The organism is Terribacillus saccharophilus, from assembly GCF_046592895.1.
Taxonomy (GTDB): Bacteria; Bacillota; Bacilli; order Bacillales; family Amphibacillaceae; genus Terribacillus; species Terribacillus saccharophilus_D.
Map to the genome: position 1 here is coordinate 640,605 of NZ_JAWVPU010000002.1, position 17,348 is coordinate 657,952.

At 45.7% G+C, this 17,348-nt stretch carries 12 protein-coding genes; 4 read left to right on the forward strand and 8 right to left on the reverse strand.

Translation table 11 applies throughout. The annotated features are described in order from the left end of the window. Positions 1–93: 93 nt before the first annotated feature. Positions 94–1,317 carry a cytochrome P450 family protein gene (locus tag SFC66_RS09065; protein WP_411218366.1) on the reverse strand — a complete coding sequence of 408 codons (1,224 nt, stop codon included), beginning with the start codon at positions 1,315–1,317 and terminating at the stop codon, positions 94–96. Between the two features lie 290 nt (positions 1,318–1,607). Next, on the reverse strand, positions 1,608–2,681 hold the full coding sequence (locus SFC66_RS09070) for a branched-chain amino acid aminotransferase (protein WP_411218367.1): 1,074 nt from the start codon (positions 2,679–2,681) through the stop codon (positions 1,608–1,610). 206 nt (positions 2,682–2,887) lie between these two features. On the opposite strand from SFC66_RS09070, the gene SFC66_RS09075 reads away from it, so the two are divergent. Then, complete coding sequence (locus SFC66_RS09075) at positions 2,888–3,205, forward strand: hypothetical protein (protein ID WP_411218368.1); 318 nt, start codon at positions 2,888–2,890, stop codon at positions 3,203–3,205. A gap of 119 nt (positions 3,206–3,324) precedes the next feature. Here SFC66_RS09075 and SFC66_RS09080 read toward each other — a convergent pair whose 3' ends face one another. From SFC66_RS09080 to gltB, 3 genes are all read right to left on the reverse strand, one after another. Next, positions 3,325–4,620 carry a protoglobin domain-containing protein gene (locus SFC66_RS09080; RefSeq protein WP_411218369.1) on the reverse strand — a complete coding sequence of 432 codons (1,296 nt, stop codon included), beginning with the start codon at positions 4,618–4,620 and terminating at the stop codon, positions 3,325–3,327. Between the two features lie 172 nt (positions 4,621–4,792). Then, on the reverse strand, positions 4,793–6,274 hold the full coding sequence (gltD, locus tag SFC66_RS09085; protein ID WP_411218370.1) for a glutamate synthase small subunit: 1,482 nt from the start codon (positions 6,272–6,274) through the stop codon (positions 4,793–4,795). Between the two features lie 15 nt (positions 6,275–6,289). Next, positions 6,290–10,837: a glutamate synthase large subunit gene (gene gltB / locus SFC66_RS09090; RefSeq protein WP_411218371.1), complete on the reverse strand. Its 4,548-nt coding sequence runs from the start codon at positions 10,835–10,837 to the stop codon at positions 6,290–6,292. A gap of 132 nt (positions 10,838–10,969) precedes the next feature. Between gltB and gltC the strand changes: the two genes are divergently transcribed. After that, the gene (gene gltC / locus SFC66_RS09095; protein ID WP_411218372.1) at positions 10,970–11,872 is read left to right on the forward strand and encodes a glutamate biosynthesis transcriptional regulator GltC; all 903 of its coding nucleotides are present in this window, start codon (positions 10,970–10,972) and stop codon (positions 11,870–11,872) included. Between the two features lie 33 nt (positions 11,873–11,905). Here gltC and SFC66_RS09100 read toward each other — a convergent pair whose 3' ends face one another. After that, positions 11,906–12,793: a 5'-3' exonuclease gene (locus SFC66_RS09100; protein ID WP_411218373.1), complete on the reverse strand. Its 888-nt coding sequence runs from the start codon at positions 12,791–12,793 to the stop codon at positions 11,906–11,908. 136 nt (positions 12,794–12,929) lie between these two features. Between SFC66_RS09100 and msrA the strand changes: the two genes are divergently transcribed. Then, entirely contained in the window at positions 12,930–13,457 is a 528-nt protein-coding gene (msrA, locus tag SFC66_RS09105) for a peptide-methionine (S)-S-oxide reductase MsrA (RefSeq protein ID WP_411218374.1), read from the forward strand. A gap of 236 nt (positions 13,458–13,693) precedes the next feature. Here the strand turns inward: msrA and SFC66_RS09110 are convergent, their stop codons facing one another. Next, positions 13,694–14,698 (reverse strand): LLM class flavin-dependent oxidoreductase, encoded by a 1,005-nt coding sequence (locus tag SFC66_RS09110; protein ID WP_411218375.1) that lies wholly within the window; start codon positions 14,696–14,698, stop codon positions 13,694–13,696. 362 nt (positions 14,699–15,060) lie between these two features. Further along, the gene (locus SFC66_RS09115; RefSeq protein WP_411218376.1) at positions 15,061–16,032 is read right to left on the reverse strand and encodes a TRM11 family SAM-dependent methyltransferase; all 972 of its coding nucleotides are present in this window, start codon (positions 16,030–16,032) and stop codon (positions 15,061–15,063) included. A 132-nt stretch (positions 16,033–16,164) separates the two neighbouring features. Here SFC66_RS09115 and SFC66_RS09120 point away from each other — a divergent pair, with 132 nt between their 5' ends. After that, on the forward strand, positions 16,165–17,340 hold the full coding sequence (locus SFC66_RS09120; RefSeq protein ID WP_411218377.1) for a trans-sulfuration enzyme family protein: 1,176 nt from the start codon (positions 16,165–16,167) through the stop codon (positions 17,338–17,340). The last annotated feature ends 8 nt before the right edge of the window (positions 17,341–17,348 follow it).

A 17,348-nucleotide genomic window follows, 5' to 3' on the forward strand; every position in this document is an offset into this window, starting at 1 on the left:
ACATCTGCTTTAATCGCAAAAAAAGAGTCCAGTAAATGGACCCTTTGTTTAAAGCAGCACTATCATACGAAAAAGGTACATGCTTTATTATCACTAGAAAACGACAGGAATTTCCTTCACACCACGGATGATCATTCCTTGGCGCCAAACCAAGGCATCTTGATCATCCTTCATACGCAGATCGGGCATTCTCCGCAAAAGCTCACGTATCGCTATTTCACCTTCAAGCCTTGCCAGTGGCGCACCCAGGCAAAAATGGACGCCTTTGCCAAAAGCGAGATGGTTGTTCACTTTCCGCGTGATATCGAATGCATCTGGATCAGCGAATGCTTCCGGATCTCTGTTTGCCGAAGATAGGGCAACGAAAACCATGTCATCTTTTTTTATGGTTTTTCCGGCAACGGTTACATCTTCCGCGGCCCATCTGACATTACTTACTTCAGCTGGTCCGTTGTACCGGAGGATTTCCTCGATTGCGGAATGAATGAACTCAGGGTTCTCTATCAGCTTTTGTTTTTGTTCCGGAAATTCCAATAATGCAAGTACACCATTCCCGATTAAGTTGACGGTCGTTTCGTGCCCTGCAATTATCAGGACAAATATTAATGAATATAGCTCATGTTCACTAAGTGAATCGCCCTCTTCTTCCACCTTTATAAGATCACTGATTAAATCTTCCCCAAGCTGCTGGCGTCTTTCGCTTATCAGCGTTTGGAGATAATTTACGAATCCAATCGTTGCATCTTCACCTTGCTGGGATAAAGCAGGATTGTTCACACTCTCCATCAAATGGTTGGACCAATCCTGGAACTTGAATTGATCCTTCACTGGAACGCCCAGCATTTCACAAATCACCTTGATCGGCAAAGGGAATGCAAAGTCTTCGATCAGATTCATTTCGCCATTATGCTGCACTTTATCCAAGAGCTCATCGGTTATCTCTTCGATTCTACCCCTGAGATTCTTGATCATCTTCGGCGTGAACGCTTTTTGTATCAGTCGTCTAAGCCGCCGGTGATCAGCTGGATTCACACTCAGTAAGTTGCGGGAAATGATCGCCTTATGCGCTGGTAGATCAGAATCATCCTCTGGATCTTGCATCGGATAGTTGGTCACAAATCTAGCGTCACTGACGATTTCTGACGCTTCTTCAAATCTAGTGATGACCCAGGCATATTGACCATGCGGCATAAGCATACGGAAAACAGGATCTTTCTCCCTTATGTAATCATAGGCAGGGAAAGGATTCCTAATGAATTCTGGATCTTGAAAATCAATTTTTGGAGCGGGGTTTTGATTTTGCTGATTAGCAGACATATATATTCTCCTCTCAGATAAAGAAAACCTAGCTGAACAATAGAAAACTTGTTTCCATACAACATGTGAAACGACGCACTTACAAGAGGTTACAGCAACAGTATAGTCTTATGAATCAGATGGAAGCTGCCCATTTGGGCAAGTATTTCTGGCTGTCCACTTCCTATCATGACAATATTTTTAGTTATATCTTTCATGAAAAAACCTGAACTTACGGTAATCCATGTTTCAAGGATTACCATCATAGTTCAGGTTTTTTAGCATTTAGAATCTCTTTTTATCAGCTATGATCAATTGACCTCGACCGTCCAGCCGAATGTATCTTCCAGTTCGCCCTTTTGGATGCCGACTATTGTGTCATATACACGCTTGGCAACTTCACCTGTCTCACCATTGTTGATTTCATATGTTTCCCCTTCATAGGAGAGTTTCCCAACAGGTGAAATGACTGCTGCTGTTCCGGTACCGAACACTTCTTCCAAGTTACCATCCTTTTGTGCCTGCACGATTTCAGCTATTGAAACGCGGCGTTCCGTCACGGTATATCCCCACTCCTTCAATAGATGCAGAACACTGTCACGCGTGACACCTTGCAAAATGCTGCCGTTCAGCTGCGGCGTGACGATTTCACCATCGATTTTGAAAAATACGTTCATGCTGCCGACTTCCTCGACGTATTTCTTTTCGACGCCATCGAGCCATAGCACTTGTGAGAAGCCGGATGCAGCTGCCACTTCTTGCGCCTTCAAGCTGGCAGCATAGTTTCCGCCTGTTTTTGCATCGCCAGTACCGCCTTTGACTGCACGTACATAGTCATTCTCCACAGCAATGCTTACAGGGTTGATACCTTCTTTGTAGTAAGCGCCCACCGGGGATAGAATGATGATGAACTTGTAGCTGACAGATGCAGCCACACCTAGGAACGGCTCCGTCGAAATGATGAATGGACGAATATAAAGCGATGTTCCTTCTGCAGTCGGAATCCAATCTTTCTCGACCGAAATAAGCTGTCGCAATGCTTCCAATGCCAGCTCCTCATCCAAACGAGGAATGCATAACCTATCATTCGAACGGTTGATACGTTCGAAGTTCTTATCCGGACGGAACAGCAGGACTTTTCCTTCTTTCGTCAGATAAGCTTTCAAGCCTTCAAAGACAGTTTGACCATAATGGAAACACATGGCTGCCGGATCCAATTCCAGCGGGGCATAAGGTACGATCTGCGGATCATGCCAGCCGGATTCGGCTGTATAGTCCATTGTAAACATATGATCGGTGAACACTTTCCCGAATTGAAGCGCGCTCGCTTCCGGTTTCTCTTTTAAATTTTCGCTGCGTGTAAATGCAAAGGTTTGTTGTTTCAAAGCTAGGACTCCCTGTCATTTTAGATTTTCTTTTTCTTTAAATTGTTCTTGAAGATAGAATATTGCGACAACAATATCTTATCAACAGATTATAAAGGAGAATCCAAACAGTTTCAACCTAAAATTTTAACAAAATAACGTTCTCTATGTTACGATGGAGGAAAATCAGGGAAAAGACAAGCAGATACATAAAGGAGGGACGAGCCATGGAAATGGGAACAATCATGTGGATCATTTGCGGTATCATCATTGTCGGTGCACTTGTCATTGCAGCAGTGATGATCATGAAAGCCGTCAAATCGATGCTTTCGACAAAGAATAAAATCAACAAGACATTGGCCCCGATGCAAGCCGATATGCAGACGATCAAGCAGGAGCAAACTGTTCTGCAGCAGCATCAAAAGGAAATCCAATCAAATGTCCAATCGATCACGGAAGGTTCGAAGACTGTCATTTCTTCCATTAAACAAGCACCTTCTGCACTGAAAGAACAATTCAAGCAAACACAGTTTGAAAACAAATAAGGCTGGGACATAACTAAAATCCCAGTGCTTAAACCCGAACTTATGCAAATCTTCGTATGAAGACTTGTAATATAGTTCGGGTTTTCATCTAGCGAAAACACTTATGTCTCAGCCTCTTCTTATGCTTCAGTAAGTTCATTCAGCTGGCGCAGTATGCTATCTGCTTGCTGCATGGCACCTTTCACATCCATAAGTTCATTGGAAAAGCGTTTGATGCTTTCTTCTGTCTTGCTGCTTACTTGTTCGTTATTCTGTGAATAGGTCATGATGTTTTTGAATTTACTCGTAACATCGCCAAGCTGCACCGTTCCACTGGCAATCTGGTCTTCAGCTGCTGTCATGAACTTGCTTACATTGCCGATTTGGGAATGCGTATTTTCAATAAGTGCAGTGACATTGGAAACCGATGTTTTCGTTTCTTCGGCCAATTTCCGTACTTCGCTAGCCACAACGGCAAATCCTTTCCCTTGTTCCCCCGCTCGCGCCGATTCGATCGATGCATTCAAGGAAAGCAGATTCGTCTGCTCGGCTATGCTCTCCACCAATTCAACAATACTGCCAATTTTAGCCGCTGCACGTTCCAGTGATGATAATTCATTTTGTACGGTGTGCATTTGCTCACTGATGCGCTGCATGCGCTCTTGCTGGGATACCAGGCTTGCTTGGCCTTCCTCTGAATGTATCAGTACTTCCTTTGCTGTTTGCTTCGTTTCATTGCTTTGTTCTGTAAGCGTTGCCGAGAAAGATACCAGTTCCTCCACCGCGCGATTCACTTGCATGAAAATGTCTGTCAGGCTTTCCGAAGTTGCTTGAATGCTCGCATACAATCGATCTTGATTTGCGATATGCTCCACATGTATACGTTCATGCTCTGTGTTATAAGCATCCAGCACAATTTGCTGTTCGATATTGAAGATTTTCGTAGTTGCCAAGACGGCTTTGCGATATTGCTGAAAATCGGTCAGATGCTTTTCATATAATGAAAGCATTTGCTGCAGAAGGTCTTGAAAAGCTCCCATATACCATTTCGGCTCCAGCCCTATTTTGGCATGGATAAGCGCAATCCGTTTACGTTTTTCCACATAATCAGCATCCACTTCTCCATCGAACATTTCCTGGATATGACGCTTCAATGTTTGCTTGAGCCTGTCGACGGAACTGTTGCTTTCAATGATAGCAAGCAAATTATCCTGATTCGTGATGTTTTGATAAAAACGGCTGACAATGTTCTCGATCTCCTGACAAACAAGCGCCTGCAATCCTGTCAGGATTCCCAGATCTTCTTCTGTCAAATGAATCATATCAATCTGTTTTTTTAGTTCACCATCAATCTTCAATACGGCATTGGATTTCTTCGCATCGTATGTAGGTTCCACTGTTTCTGCATTTTTCTCTTTTTTACGTGTAAATAGCATATTGACCCTCCTATTGGATCCCCCATTCCTTCTATATCGGTCGATACACCAAAAAATTGAAGGTCTCCTTCCAAATTTACGGGAAGGGTTTCTGACAAGTCACTGGCTCAAACACTAATCTCAGGGCATAATAAAAGCAGAACTTCCGGTATACGGAAATTCTGCTTTATCATTAAGGCAGGACGGTTTCTCCCATAAGCTCGAGGTCGACTTGTTTGGCTACATCGCGACCTTCGTTGATTGCCCAGACAATCAAGCTTTGTCCGCGGCGGGAGTCGCCAGCAGCGTAAACTTTATCGACATTCGTGCGATAATCGCCATAAGCTGCTTCCACTCGTTTATTAGGCGTTATATTGACGCCGAATTCTGTCAGGAGCGGAGTTTCCGTTCCTTCGAAGCCGATGGCAATCAATACAAGCTCAGCCGGCCATACTTTCTCGGAACCTTCCACTTCCTGATAGACGAACATACCTTTTTCATTACGTACTTTCTGCATATCGATCGTATGCAATTCTTTTAGATTTCCTGCTTCATCCTTGACGAATTTCGTCGTCTGGATGGAGTACTGGCGCGGGTCTTCACCATAAACCGCTTTTGCTTCCTTATGTGCATATTCCAAGCCGAATACATGAGGATACTCCGGCCACTGGTTATCGGCACTGCGAGCAAGCGGCAGCTGAGGGTGTTTCCCGAACTGCGTGACACTTTTCGCTCCTTGACGGACAGCTGTCGCGATACAGTCTGCACCTGTGTCACCGCCACCGATGACGATGACATCTTTACCAGCAGCATCGAATGCCGGAATCGTTTGCTTATCATCAAGCAATGCTTTTGTAGAAGCGGTCAAATAATCCATTGCAATGTGAATGCCCTTGGCTTCCCTGCCCTTGATCACAAGGTCGCGCTGCTTTTGGGCCCCTGTGCAAAGGATAACCGCGTCATACTGTTCGCGGAGCTCTTCTGCAAGGATGTCCTTACCGATTTCCGTGTTCAGGATAAAGTCGATGCCTTCCTGACGCAGCAGGTTCACACGGCGTTCCACCACTTCTTTTTCAAGCTTCATATTCGGGATGCCGTACATAAGCAAACCGCCAGCACGATCAGCGCGCTCATAAATCGTCACCGAGTGTCCGGCTTGGTTGAGCTGGTCGGCACTTGCCAGTCCAGCAGGACCAGAACCGATGATGGCAACCTTTTTACCGGTCCGTTTTTGCGGGATGCGCGGCGTGATCCAGCCATTTTCAAAGCCTTTATCGATGATGGCCCGCTCGATATTCTTGATGGCAACGGCCGGATCGCTGATTGCTACTGTACAGGATCCTTCACATGGTGCCGGACAGACACGGCCTGTGAATTCAGGGAAGTTGTTGGTCAGCATCAATCTTTCCAATGCTTCTTTCCACTTTCCTTTATATACTAGGTCGTTCCACTCCGGAATCAAGTTATAAATCGGACAGCCGGATGTTGCACCGCCGATTTCCATGCCGATATGACAAAACGGTGTACCGCAGTCCATGCAGCGTGCCCCTTGTGTCTTCAGCGTAGCATCAGAGAAAGGAGCGGCGTATTCTTTCCAGTCCCGGGTCCGCGTTTTCGGATCGCGTTCTTTTGCTTCTTCTCTTTTGTAGTCGATAAAACCGGTTGCTTTCCCCATACTTCCACCTCTTCCTTAATGTACTGCTGCAGGCTTTTCGGATTCTTTCACTGGCCGCGGCTGCTGATTCTTCATAACAAATGCTTCCATGACCGCTTCTTCCTGAGAAAGCCCAAGATCACGCTGTGCATCGATTTGATGCATCATGCTGCGGTAATCGATTGGAATCACTTTGACAAAGTAAGCAAGCTCTGCTTCCCAATTATTCAGGATGAATGAAGCTTTCTCACTGTCTGTATATAACGCATGCTTCTCGATCATGCTGCGAAGCTCGGCAATTTCGCCTTTGTCAGACAATCGTTCAAAGTCGATCATTTCCGTATTGCAAAGCTGTTTGAATGCTTCGCGGTCAGCTGTGTGAATGTAAGCTATTCCGCCAGACATTCCGGCAGCGAAGTTTTTACCGACTTCTCCCAAAATGACGACCTTGCCGCCAGTCATATATTCACAGCCATGCTCCCCGATACCTTCCACAACAGCTGTCGCACCACTGTTCCGGACAGCGAAACGCTCTCCTGCCATACCGTTGATATAAGCTTCACCGGAAGTCGCTCCATACAGTGCGACATTGCCTGCAATTACTTGCTTGGCTGCAGATGCCTGGAACTCGGCTGGTTTCTTAACGATCAGTTTAGCTCCGGATAAGCCTTTTCCGACATAGTCATTCGCATCCCCAGTTACTTTCAGCGTCATGCCTTTCGGTGTAAAAGCACCGAAGCTCTGTCCTGCTGAACCATTGAAATGCAGATTCACGCTATCTTCCGGAAGACCAGCTTCAGCAAATCTCTTGCTGATCTCACTTCCTGCAAGTGTTCCTGCTACCCGATTGATGTTGCGGATCGGCATTTCCAGGTTCACTTTCCCTTCGCCAGCAAGTGCTTTCTCGAGATGCGGCAGGATATCTGTCGTATCCAACGCAATATCAATTTTATGATTTTGCGGAGTACGGTAAGTGCGCGGTCCATCGATTTGGTGCAGCAGTCTGCTCAAATCAAGCTGTCCTGCTTTCCAGTGCGATTTTGCCCGCTCGGATACTTCCAGCACATCTGTACGGCCGACCATTTCTTCCATTGTACGGAATCCAAGTTCTGCCATGATTTCCCGTACTTCCTGAGCAATGAATGTCATGAAGTTGACAACATGATCTGGGTCGCCCATGAATTTCTTGCGCAGTTCTGGATTTTGCGTTGCGATACCAACTGGACAAGTATCAATATGGCAGACACGCATCATCACGCAGCCCAGGACAACCAATGGTGCCGTAGCAAAACCGTATTCCTCTGCACCAAGCAATGCTGCCATGACGACATCACGGCCAGTCATCAGCTTACCGTCGGTTTCCAATCGGACGCGGTCGCGCAAACCATTCAGCATAAGTGTTTGGTGTGCTTCTGCAAGTCCGATCTCCCATGGAAGACCGGCGTGCTTGATACTTGTTTTCGGTGATGCCCCTGTTCCGCCATCGTAGCCGCTGATGACGATAACGTCTGCTGCTCCTTTGGCTACGCCGGCGGCAATCGTTCCGACACCGCCTTTGGCAACCAATTTGACGCTGATACGCGCATCGCTGTTCGCATTCTTCAAATCATGAATCAGCTGTGCCAAATCCTCGATGCTGTAAATATCGTGATGAGGCGGTGGTGATATCAAGCCAACTCCTGGAGTCGATTTCCGAACGTCTGCTACCCATGGATAGACTTTCTTACCTGGAAGCTGTCCGCCTTCACCAGGTTTTGCACCTTGTGCCACTTTGATTTGCAGCTCATTCGCCTGCACAAGATAAGAACTCATGACACCGAAACGGCCGGACGCTATCTGCTTGATGGCACTGCGGCGATTATCGCCATTTTCATCGAGCATATAACGCTTGGCATTTTCACCGCCCTCGCCGCTATTGCTTTTACCGCCTAGACGGTTCATGGCAATGGCTAGTGCTTCATGCGCTTCTTCACTGATCGAGCCGAATGACATCGCACCTGTCTTGAAGCGTTTCACAATGCTTTCAACTGATTCAACTTCATCAAGCGGAATGGCATTATCTTTTTTGAATTCAAATAAGTTTCGAAGGAAACCGAGTCTTTCTTTATCGGCAGCTTCGGTATATTCCTTGAACAGATCATAATTGTCTTGACGGCATGCCCACTGAAGGGTATGGATCGTTTTCGGGTTGAACGCATGATGCTCCCCGTTTTTACGCCATTGATACTCACTGCCTGTTTCAAGAGCTGTAGTTGCAGATGTATACGCTGCCTGATGACGTTTTTTCGCTTCAGCAGCAATCGTATTCAAGTCGATTCCATCAATCTGGGATGTTGTTCCAGTAAAGTACTTGGATATGACACCATGGCTGATGCCGACTGCTTCGAATATTTGCGCACCCCGGTAGCTTTGTACCGTACTGATACCCATCTTGGACATCACTTTGACGACGCCCTCGGTCATCGCTGCTGCATACTTTCGGATCGCATCTGGATATGACAAGGCGATATCGCCATTTTCGATAGCTTCCTTCACTGTTGCATAAGCAAGATAAGGATGGATGGCATCTGCACCATAACCGAGCAGCGTTGCCACATGATGCACTTCCCTGACTTCCCCGGCAGAAGCGATCAAGCTGACCTTCGTCCGCAGGCCTTTCCGGACAAGATGCTGATGCAGCCCGCTTACAGCAAGCAATGTTGGAACCGGTACATAAATATCCGACATGAGACGGTCTGTCAGCACGAGTACGCTGACTCCATTGCTGATTGCTTCCTCCGCTTCCTGGAATATGCGCTGCATGCTTTTCTTCAGGTTTTCCCCGAATAATGTATGGATCTCCTGCAGCTTGAAATCACCGCTCTTATCGGAAACCACCTGTTCCAGCTGGTTATTCGTGATGATAGGAGATGCTAACTTGATCCGTCGGCTATTCCGCTCATCCGGATGCAGCAGATTGCCTTCTTTTCCAAGATAAGAAAGCGTGCTTGTAACGATTTGCTCGCGATATGCATCGATCGGAGGATTCGTCACTTGAGCGAAATGCTGCTTGAAATAATTGAACAGAGATTGCGGACGATCTGATAATACAGAAAGCGGTGTGTCGCTACCCATCGCACCGATCGGATCTTTTCCTTCCGCTACGAGCGGGACTAAATACTTTTTCACGTCTTCATATGTGTAGCCGAAAGCTTTTTGACGGGTGACAAGATTCTCGACAGCACTATCATCGGAAACTGTTTGATCGTCCACATTCACGATATTTTCATCGAGCCATTTTTGATAAGGAGCTGCCGATGCCATTTCCTGCTTGATTTCTTCATCAGGAATCAACCGGCCTTGCTCCATATCCAACAGCAGCATCTTTCCGGGGCTGAGCCGGTCTTTCAATGCGACGTTCTCTTCTTCCACATCGATCACGCCCACTTCGGAGGAAAGAATGAGATGATCATCCTTCGTCACATAATAACGGCCTGGACGCAAGCCATTTCGATCCAAAACGGCACCGATTTGTTTACCGTTCGTGAAGGAAATGGCGGTCGGTCCGTCCCATGGCTCCATCAATGTGCTATGATACGCATAAAAAGCACGTTTTTCCTTATCCATATAAGGGTTCTTATCCCATGGTTCCGGAATCATCATCATCGCTGCATGTGCCGGTTTGCGGCCAGCAAGCACAAAGAATTCAAATGCATTATCCATGATGGAGGAATCACTTCCGTCTGTATCGAGGATCGGCAGGATTTTCTCCGTATCATCGCCGAAAGCCTCGGAAACGAATTGTTCCTGACGGGCGCGCATCCAGTTGACGTTCCCTTGCAATGTATTGATCTCGCCATTGTGGATCAAATAACGGTTAGGGTGGGCCCGCTCCCAGCTTGGGAATGTATTCGTACTGAAACGAGAGTGAACAAGTGCAAACGCACTTTCAAACAGCGGGTCCTGTAAATCCAAGTAGAACTGATCCACTTGCACGGATGTCAGCATCCCTTTATAGACGATCGTCTCGCTTGAGAAGCTGGCAAAATAGAGATGCTGCTGCATTTCTTTTGCTTCATTTTCCGCTTGTTTACGGATTACGTACAGTTTGCGTTCAAATGGGAGTCCTTTATCTGTTTGCTCCCCTTTGCCGACGAACAGCTGACGAACGAATGGTTTGACATCTTTTGCCATTGTGCCGATGTGCGTGTCATCGACGGGTACTGTGCGCCAGCCGATAACATGCTGGCCTTCCGCTTTTACAAGAGCACTGATTTTAGTCTCCAGTTCTTCCTGCTGGGCGTCCTGCGTGTTGAAGAAAACCATGGCAACCCCGTAAGAACCAGGCTCCGGTAGCGAAAATTCTGTCTTTTCAGAAAAATAACGGTGTGGCAGCTGAACCATGATCCCTGCTCCGTCCCCTGATGCAGGATCGCTCCCTTGTCCGCCGCGGTGATCGAGCTGACAAAGCAGCTGCAATCCTTTTTGGACAATATAATGGGCGGCTTTACCTTTCATATGCGCGTATAAACCAATTCCGCACGCATCGTGCTCAAATTCCGGTCGGTATAAGCCTTGTGCTTTTGGTAGGAAATGAAATGCCATTATTAATCCCTCACTCTCTGTCTCGAACCGACATGTTGTCTTATAGAATATTGTAGGTTTTCTAATTAATCGAAACAATATATAATTTAGATAGAATTAATCTCAATTTGAGATGGATTGGAGGAATGCGGCTTGGAATTGCGTCAACTGCGCTATTTTATCGAGGTTGCAAAGCGCGAGCATATGTCGGAAGCGGCCGAATATTTGCTGGTTGCACAGTCGGCCATCAGCCGGCAAATCAGTAATTTGGAAGATGAACTTGGAGTTGATCTGTTTGAACGGGAAGGCAGGAATGTCAAGCTGACCAAAATCGGCCGTACCTTCTTATCCCATATCGAGACGGCTATGCTGGCAATCGATTATGCAAAGAAACAAATAGATGAACATCTGGATCCCGAGCGCGGATCAGTTAAAATCGGATTTCCAACCAGTCTGGCCGGTCAGCTTTTGCCTACAGTCATTTACTCTTTTAAAGAAGCATATCCGAATATCCAGTTTCAGCTGAGGCAGGGCACGTATCAATTTTTGATCGAGCAAGTATCCCGCGGTGACATTGATATCGCCTTTATCGGACCGGTCCCGAGGGAGCATGACCGAATTGACGGAGAAATCCTTTTTACGGAAAGCTTTTCTGCGCTTGTTCCAGCCGCCCATCCATTCGCGGAACGGGACCAACTGCAGCTGAAGGATTTGCAGAACGAGCAATTCGTTCTTTTTCCCAACGGATATAAATTACGGCAGCTCGTCATGGAAGGATGCAAGAAAGCTGGTTTTGAGCCAACTGTTTCGTCAGAAGGTGAAGATTTGGATGCCATCAAGGGACTCGTCGCTGCTGGTATCGGCATCAGCATTTTGCCGGAAAGTACATTCTATGATGCTACACCCAGGATGACTGCCAAAATACCAATCACGTTTCCAGAAGTCAGGAGGTCTGTGGGGGTCATCATGCCAAAGGAAAGGCAAGTTGCACCTTCTGAACGATTATTCTATGAATTTGTCCGTGACTTCTTTTCCCGATTGCAGCAGTTCAGATAAAAAAAGCGATTGTGCGTGACGCACAATCGCTTTTTAGTTTGCCAGCTGGTCGGCCGCACGCAATAAACGGCTCAGCTTTGTCAGTTCAAATTCCTCAAGCATCGCTTGCTTTTGTTTTTCATCTACAGCCCAAACAGCATCTTCAAGGGAGCAGCTGATTGGTACTTCACAATGAATCGCAGCCAGTTTACGGCTCAAATGCAGATTATCCAAATCAGATTCGATCTTTTTACGCACACCTGCCGGAAGTGCTTCCAGGTTTTCTAGCAAGTTATCGATATTATCGAATTGCGTCAAAAGCTTGATAGCTGTCTTTTCGCCGATACCTTTCACACCTGGATAATTATCCGAGCTATCCCCCATCAAACCTTTCATATCGATGATTTGTGCAGGTGTCAGACCCTTTTGTTCAAGGAAGCTCGCTTCCTGGAAGATCTCATAGTTGCCCTCCCCTTTTCGCATGATGGCAACATCCAGATTGGGACGGACAAGCTGCAGCATATCCTGGTCACCCGTAAGAACGGTCACATGATGCCCTTGTGCAGCATAGAGACTTGCCAATGTACCGATGCAGTCGTCTGCTTCATAGTTTTTCAATCCGATATTCGGAATACCATATCCAGCAGCAACTTGCTTCACAGCATCAAATTGCGGAATCAGTTCAACTGGCGGCGCCTCGCGATTTCCTTTATACGTATCAAGCATCTCGCTTCGGAAAGTCTTGGAACCCATATCCCAGCACGCAGCCACATGCGTCGGCTCAAAATGGTCGACTGCAGCAGCCAAATGGCGGATAAAGCCATGCAGCCCATTTGTCGGCATTCCTTTTGAATTGATCATATAATAATTGCGGTAAGCTGTTGCATGAAAGGCACGGAAAAGAATCGCCATGCCATCTATTAATAAAATGTGATTTTTCATGTTGTTTTCGATGTCTCCTTTTTCTTTCATCCTAATAGTTTACCATACTGATTCAAGCTCTTAGTTTAACATACTAGTACAAGTTATATATATAGGGTAAAATAAATCATATTGCACCAGGAAGGAGCTAATAACTATGACAACAAACTTTGCCAAAGCAACATTCGCAGGAGGATGCTTCTGGTGTATGGTGAAACCGTTCGATCAATGGGACGGCGTGGAATCCGTCATCTCCGGCTATACAGGCGGACATGTAGAGAACCCGACATACGAACAAGTGAAAACAGGCACGACAGGTCATTACGAAGCTGTCGAAATCACGTATGATCCTACAAAGATAACTTATCAGCAAATACTTGATTTATATTGGCCGCAAATCGATCCCACTGATGCAGGCGGTCAGTTCCATGATCGCGGCGATCAATACCGCACCGCAGTTTTCTACCACGATGAGGTACAAGAAGAATTAGCTCAATTCTCCAAAAAAGCACTTGAGGAAAGCGGCAAATTCAAGCAGCCGATCGTAACGGAAATCTTGCCGGCAGCTGTCTTCTATCCTGCTGAGGATTATCATCAGGACTTTTATAAGAAGGAAAAAGATGCTTATGAAGAAGATCGCGCCAAATCCGGCCGCGATGCGTTCATCGAAGAGCATTGGGATTAATAAGTTAACAACAAAAGAAGAATGCATTTCACCTAGATTGAAATGCATTCTTCTTTTTTTCACCATATGATGCCCGATTTTTTTCCATCAGCGCTCTTTCTATTTCGCATTAAAGTATAGCTTCACTCCTCCAGCAACCAAAAAAGCAGTTAAAGAAACGATAAAACAGCCAACAGTAATGATTGAAATACTCATAGCCCTTTGCCTCCAAATAAAAATGGTTCTGCTCATACAGTTTACATAATATTATTACGGTCTACTGAGCGTTTGATTAATTCATATGATTTCCATTTTGCTTCTTTATCGTAAATATTCGTAATCAGCATGAACTCATCTGCTTCGTATTGCTGCTGCAATTTTTCCAATTCCAATCTGACTTTCTCAGGTGTTCCGATCACACAGCGCTTCCTGTTTTGCCGGATCGTTTCTTTATCAGCTTCTGTCAGCTGGCGTTTTTCTATCAGTTCAGGAGAAGGTACCTGTGTATCGCGTCCCTTCCCGACACTAAGCAGCCAATGATCCTGACTTTTTGCCAGTGCTTCAGCTTTTTCTTCTGTTTCAGCGCAGACAACGAAGATACAAACAATGCCATATGGCGTATCCCTAGTCACTGACGGACGGAATGCTTCCTTATATATAGGCATCGCTTTAGGTTTGGCAGGACTGATGAAATGACCGAACACATAGCCGATGCCAAGCTCACCCGCTCGCTTGGCACTGCCTTCTGATAAACCAAGTACCCATAATGGCGCAGGCTCCTTGACACGCGGCGATGCCTTTACCGAACGATACCGATGCTCACGCGGGAGTGTATTATAAAGAAAACCTTGCAGCTCGGAAAGCTTCCTTGGGAATTCGCCCATCCCGCTTTCGGCCCCGTCTGCCAAAGCGCTTCTTGTCAGTTCCGTTCCGCCTGGTGAACGTCCGACACCAAGATCGACACGTCCTGGAAATAGTCCTGCCATTGTATGAAAAGTCTCTGCAACTTTCAATGGACTGTACTGCGGCAATAACACCCCACCAGTCCCGACTTTTATCCTTTCAGTCGCACTCGCAATCCGCGTTGCCATGATTTCAGGTGCGACACTGACTAAACCATTTGTATTATGATGCTCGGCAAACCAATAACGCTCGTAACCTAGTTTTTCTGCATGCTGCGCTAGTTCAATACTTTCCTGTAACGCATCCTCAGGCGTTACACCTCTCCTGATCGGTGCCTGATCCAATATGCTGAGCTTCATGGGCTCACCTCTTCCTTGATCTTCTACCTCTTATTGTAGGTAATGAGATAGGAAGCATACAAGGTATTCGCTCAGATCGCATTAGTACTGCACTCATTACAATTCGTTCATTTGAAAGAAATTGCACATGATAGAAGATCCTCTTTCACATGTTAGATCTCCATCTATTGGATATATACCAACCAATGATCCAAAGGGTTTAACAGCAGGAAACATACTTTCAGACAAAGCGAGATCATAATACGCAACATCCACGAACAGACACCAGATTTCTTCGTCTATCACTTAAAGAAGATTCCTTCTACAATCCGTCCATTCACAGCGCAATCAACGTGAAGATGAATACCTTCCTGAAATAACATTCAATAACCACTCATGGATTCACAAACCACTACCTGCCTCGAAAACAACGCCTTCAACCCCTTATCGGCAGCACAGCGATCGATTATCTTAAATCCAGCTTTCCTTATCATGTCATCCATGTCTTCAATCGTCAGGATCACCACTCTGTCCGCTATCCTTCTTGCATTCTTGATAATCGTATACTGTTCTTCTGCAGTAGCAGGTGAAAAAAGATTATACGGCATATCAATGATAGCCACATCAAAATGACCTTCCTGTTCAGCGATATCCTTGACCGCAACTTCCCCTTCCATGTCAAAATAAGCGATATTTTCCCGTGCCCCCTTAACCGCAAGCGGATTTCGATCGGCGCCTATGATCGGTATTCCCATCGATAGTGCTTCGACTAAGACAGTGCCAATTCCGCAGCAAGGGTCGATCACGTTGATGTCGACCGGATCCGGAACTGCGATATTCACAACCGCTCTTGCTAGACGCGTACTTAAAGCAGTCGAGTATTCATGCGGTTTTTTTATATGCTTCAGCCACATCGATTCGCTCTCTGTAAAGATTCCGAAATACCAGCGTCCTTTGAATGGAACGATGCCAAACAGAACATCCGGATTTCGCATTTTGGCTTTTCCTGTGATATTCCATCCAACTTTTTTCTCAATCATGCGCTGGTCATCGAACTCAATTTTCCGTTCAATTGGAAGATCGTTTATTTTTATGTAAAATACCTTGAATGTCTGTTCCTCAAGTTTTATTTGGTGCACTTGATGAGCTATGTCATCTACCGAGTCTCCTGAGAAAAGAATCGTGAGCCTGCCTTTTATGAATGGACTTCTGCTCGGATCGATTTTTCGATCACTTATTAGCAGGTTGTCTGATTCTTGCTTGAAAAGCGCTCTTTGCTCCAAGTGGCAAAGTGAGCGTTCTTCCAGACCCATTGTATACGCATATAAATATTCTGTCGGTTTTAAGTTTTTCATTTTCAAGCCTTTCTTTTGCTGCTAGTCATTGAAATAGATACTTTATTATACCAAAATAACCAATCCTCTCTTTAAAAGTATGAGAAAGAGTAAAATTCACATACTGAAAACAGAAAACTTACAGGAGCGAAGATGATGACACATAAAAAGGACAGAGAAAAGGATATCGAAATTTGCATGCATGAAGGGGAAGAGCCGGAAAAATATCTCGGGGCCGTTATCCCCCCTACTTTTCATAATACACTATTCGTTTATCCAACTTTTGAGGAGTTGGGTAAAGCCGTTTCAAAGGAACAAGATCATTATGTTTATACGCGCGGAACAAATCCAACTGTACATATAGCAGAAAAGAAATTAGCAAGGCTGGAGCGCGGTGAGGCATGTAAATGCTTTTCCTCGGGAATGGCTGCCATAAGTGCTGCCCTGATGAACAGCTTAAAAAGCGGTGACCATGTTTTATGTGTCAGCAATGTTTATTTCTCAACGATGGATTTATTGAATTATATGGAGAAATTCAATGTTACTCACTCTGTTGTTTATGCAACGGACACCGAATCCATCCAACGAGCAATACGCCCAAACACCAAAGTCATTTATTTCGAAAGTCCAACAGATCATAATTTCCGCTTGATTGATTTACAGGCTCTGGCTGCTTTCGCCAAAGCACGCGACATACGGACAATCATGGACAACACATGGGCTACCCCATTGTTTCAAAAGCCGCTTACTCATGGCATTGATATCGTCATTCACTCTACATCCAAGTACCTGGGCGGACACAGCGATTTGATGGGCGGTGCCGTCATTTCCAGCAAGCAAATCATGAGCAAGCTGTTTACCGATGAATTCATCATGCTGGGAGGAATCATGTCTCCGCATGAAGCTTCGCAATTAATACGCAGCTTGCGGACTCTGCCTATACGAATGAAACGGCACGAGGAAAACGCGATGGAAATTGCACACTTCTTATCTTCCCACCCAGCTGTCAGAACAGTCCGGTTTCCAGGATTAGCGTCACATCCTGACTATGAGCTAGGACGAAAACAACTTTCCGGATACAGCGGACTACTTAGCTTTGAATTAAAAAAAGCTAGCTACGATGCGGTAAGAAAGGTGATTGATAGAACTCGTGTATTTCAGACAGGGGTGTCCTGGGGATCGTTTGAAAGTTTGATCACCTCTCCGAATTTCGGATATAACGAGGTGGATTTGAAAAAGGAACACACAAGTCCGGGTCTTATACGTTTATCCATTGGCCAAGGAGATGTAAATGAGATGATGAAGGATCTACAGCAAGCTTTGGAGTAAAAAAAAGA

Coding starts and splice junctions, on each gene's coding strand:
- gltB (WP_411218371.1), bottom strand. CDS start 10,837: ATGGCATTTCATTTCCTACCAAAAGCACAAGGCTTATACCGACCGGAA.
- SFC66_RS09080 (WP_411218369.1), bottom strand. CDS start 4,620: ATGCTATTTACACGTAAAAAAGAGAAAAATGCAGAAACAGTGGAACCT.
- msrA (WP_411218374.1), top strand. CDS start 12,930: ATGACAACAAACTTTGCCAAAGCAACATTCGCAGGAGGATGCTTCTGG.
- gltD (WP_411218370.1), bottom strand. CDS start 6,274: ATGGGGAAAGCAACCGGTTTTATCGACTACAAAAGAGAAGAAGCAAAA.
- SFC66_RS09110 (WP_411218375.1), bottom strand. CDS start 14,698: ATGAAGCTCAGCATATTGGATCAGGCACCGATCAGGAGAGGTGTAACG.
- SFC66_RS09115 (WP_411218376.1), bottom strand. CDS start 16,032: ATGAAAAACTTAAAACCGACAGAATATTTATATGCGTATACAATGGGT.
- SFC66_RS09075 (WP_411218368.1), top strand. CDS start 2,888: ATGGAAATGGGAACAATCATGTGGATCATTTGCGGTATCATCATTGTC.
- SFC66_RS09065 (WP_411218366.1), bottom strand. CDS start 1,317: ATGTCTGCTAATCAGCAAAATCAAAACCCCGCTCCAAAAATTGATTTT.
- SFC66_RS09120 (WP_411218377.1), top strand. CDS start 16,165: ATGATGACACATAAAAAGGACAGAGAAAAGGATATCGAAATTTGCATG.
- SFC66_RS09100 (WP_411218373.1), bottom strand. CDS start 12,793: ATGAAAAATCACATTTTATTAATAGATGGCATGGCGATTCTTTTCCGT.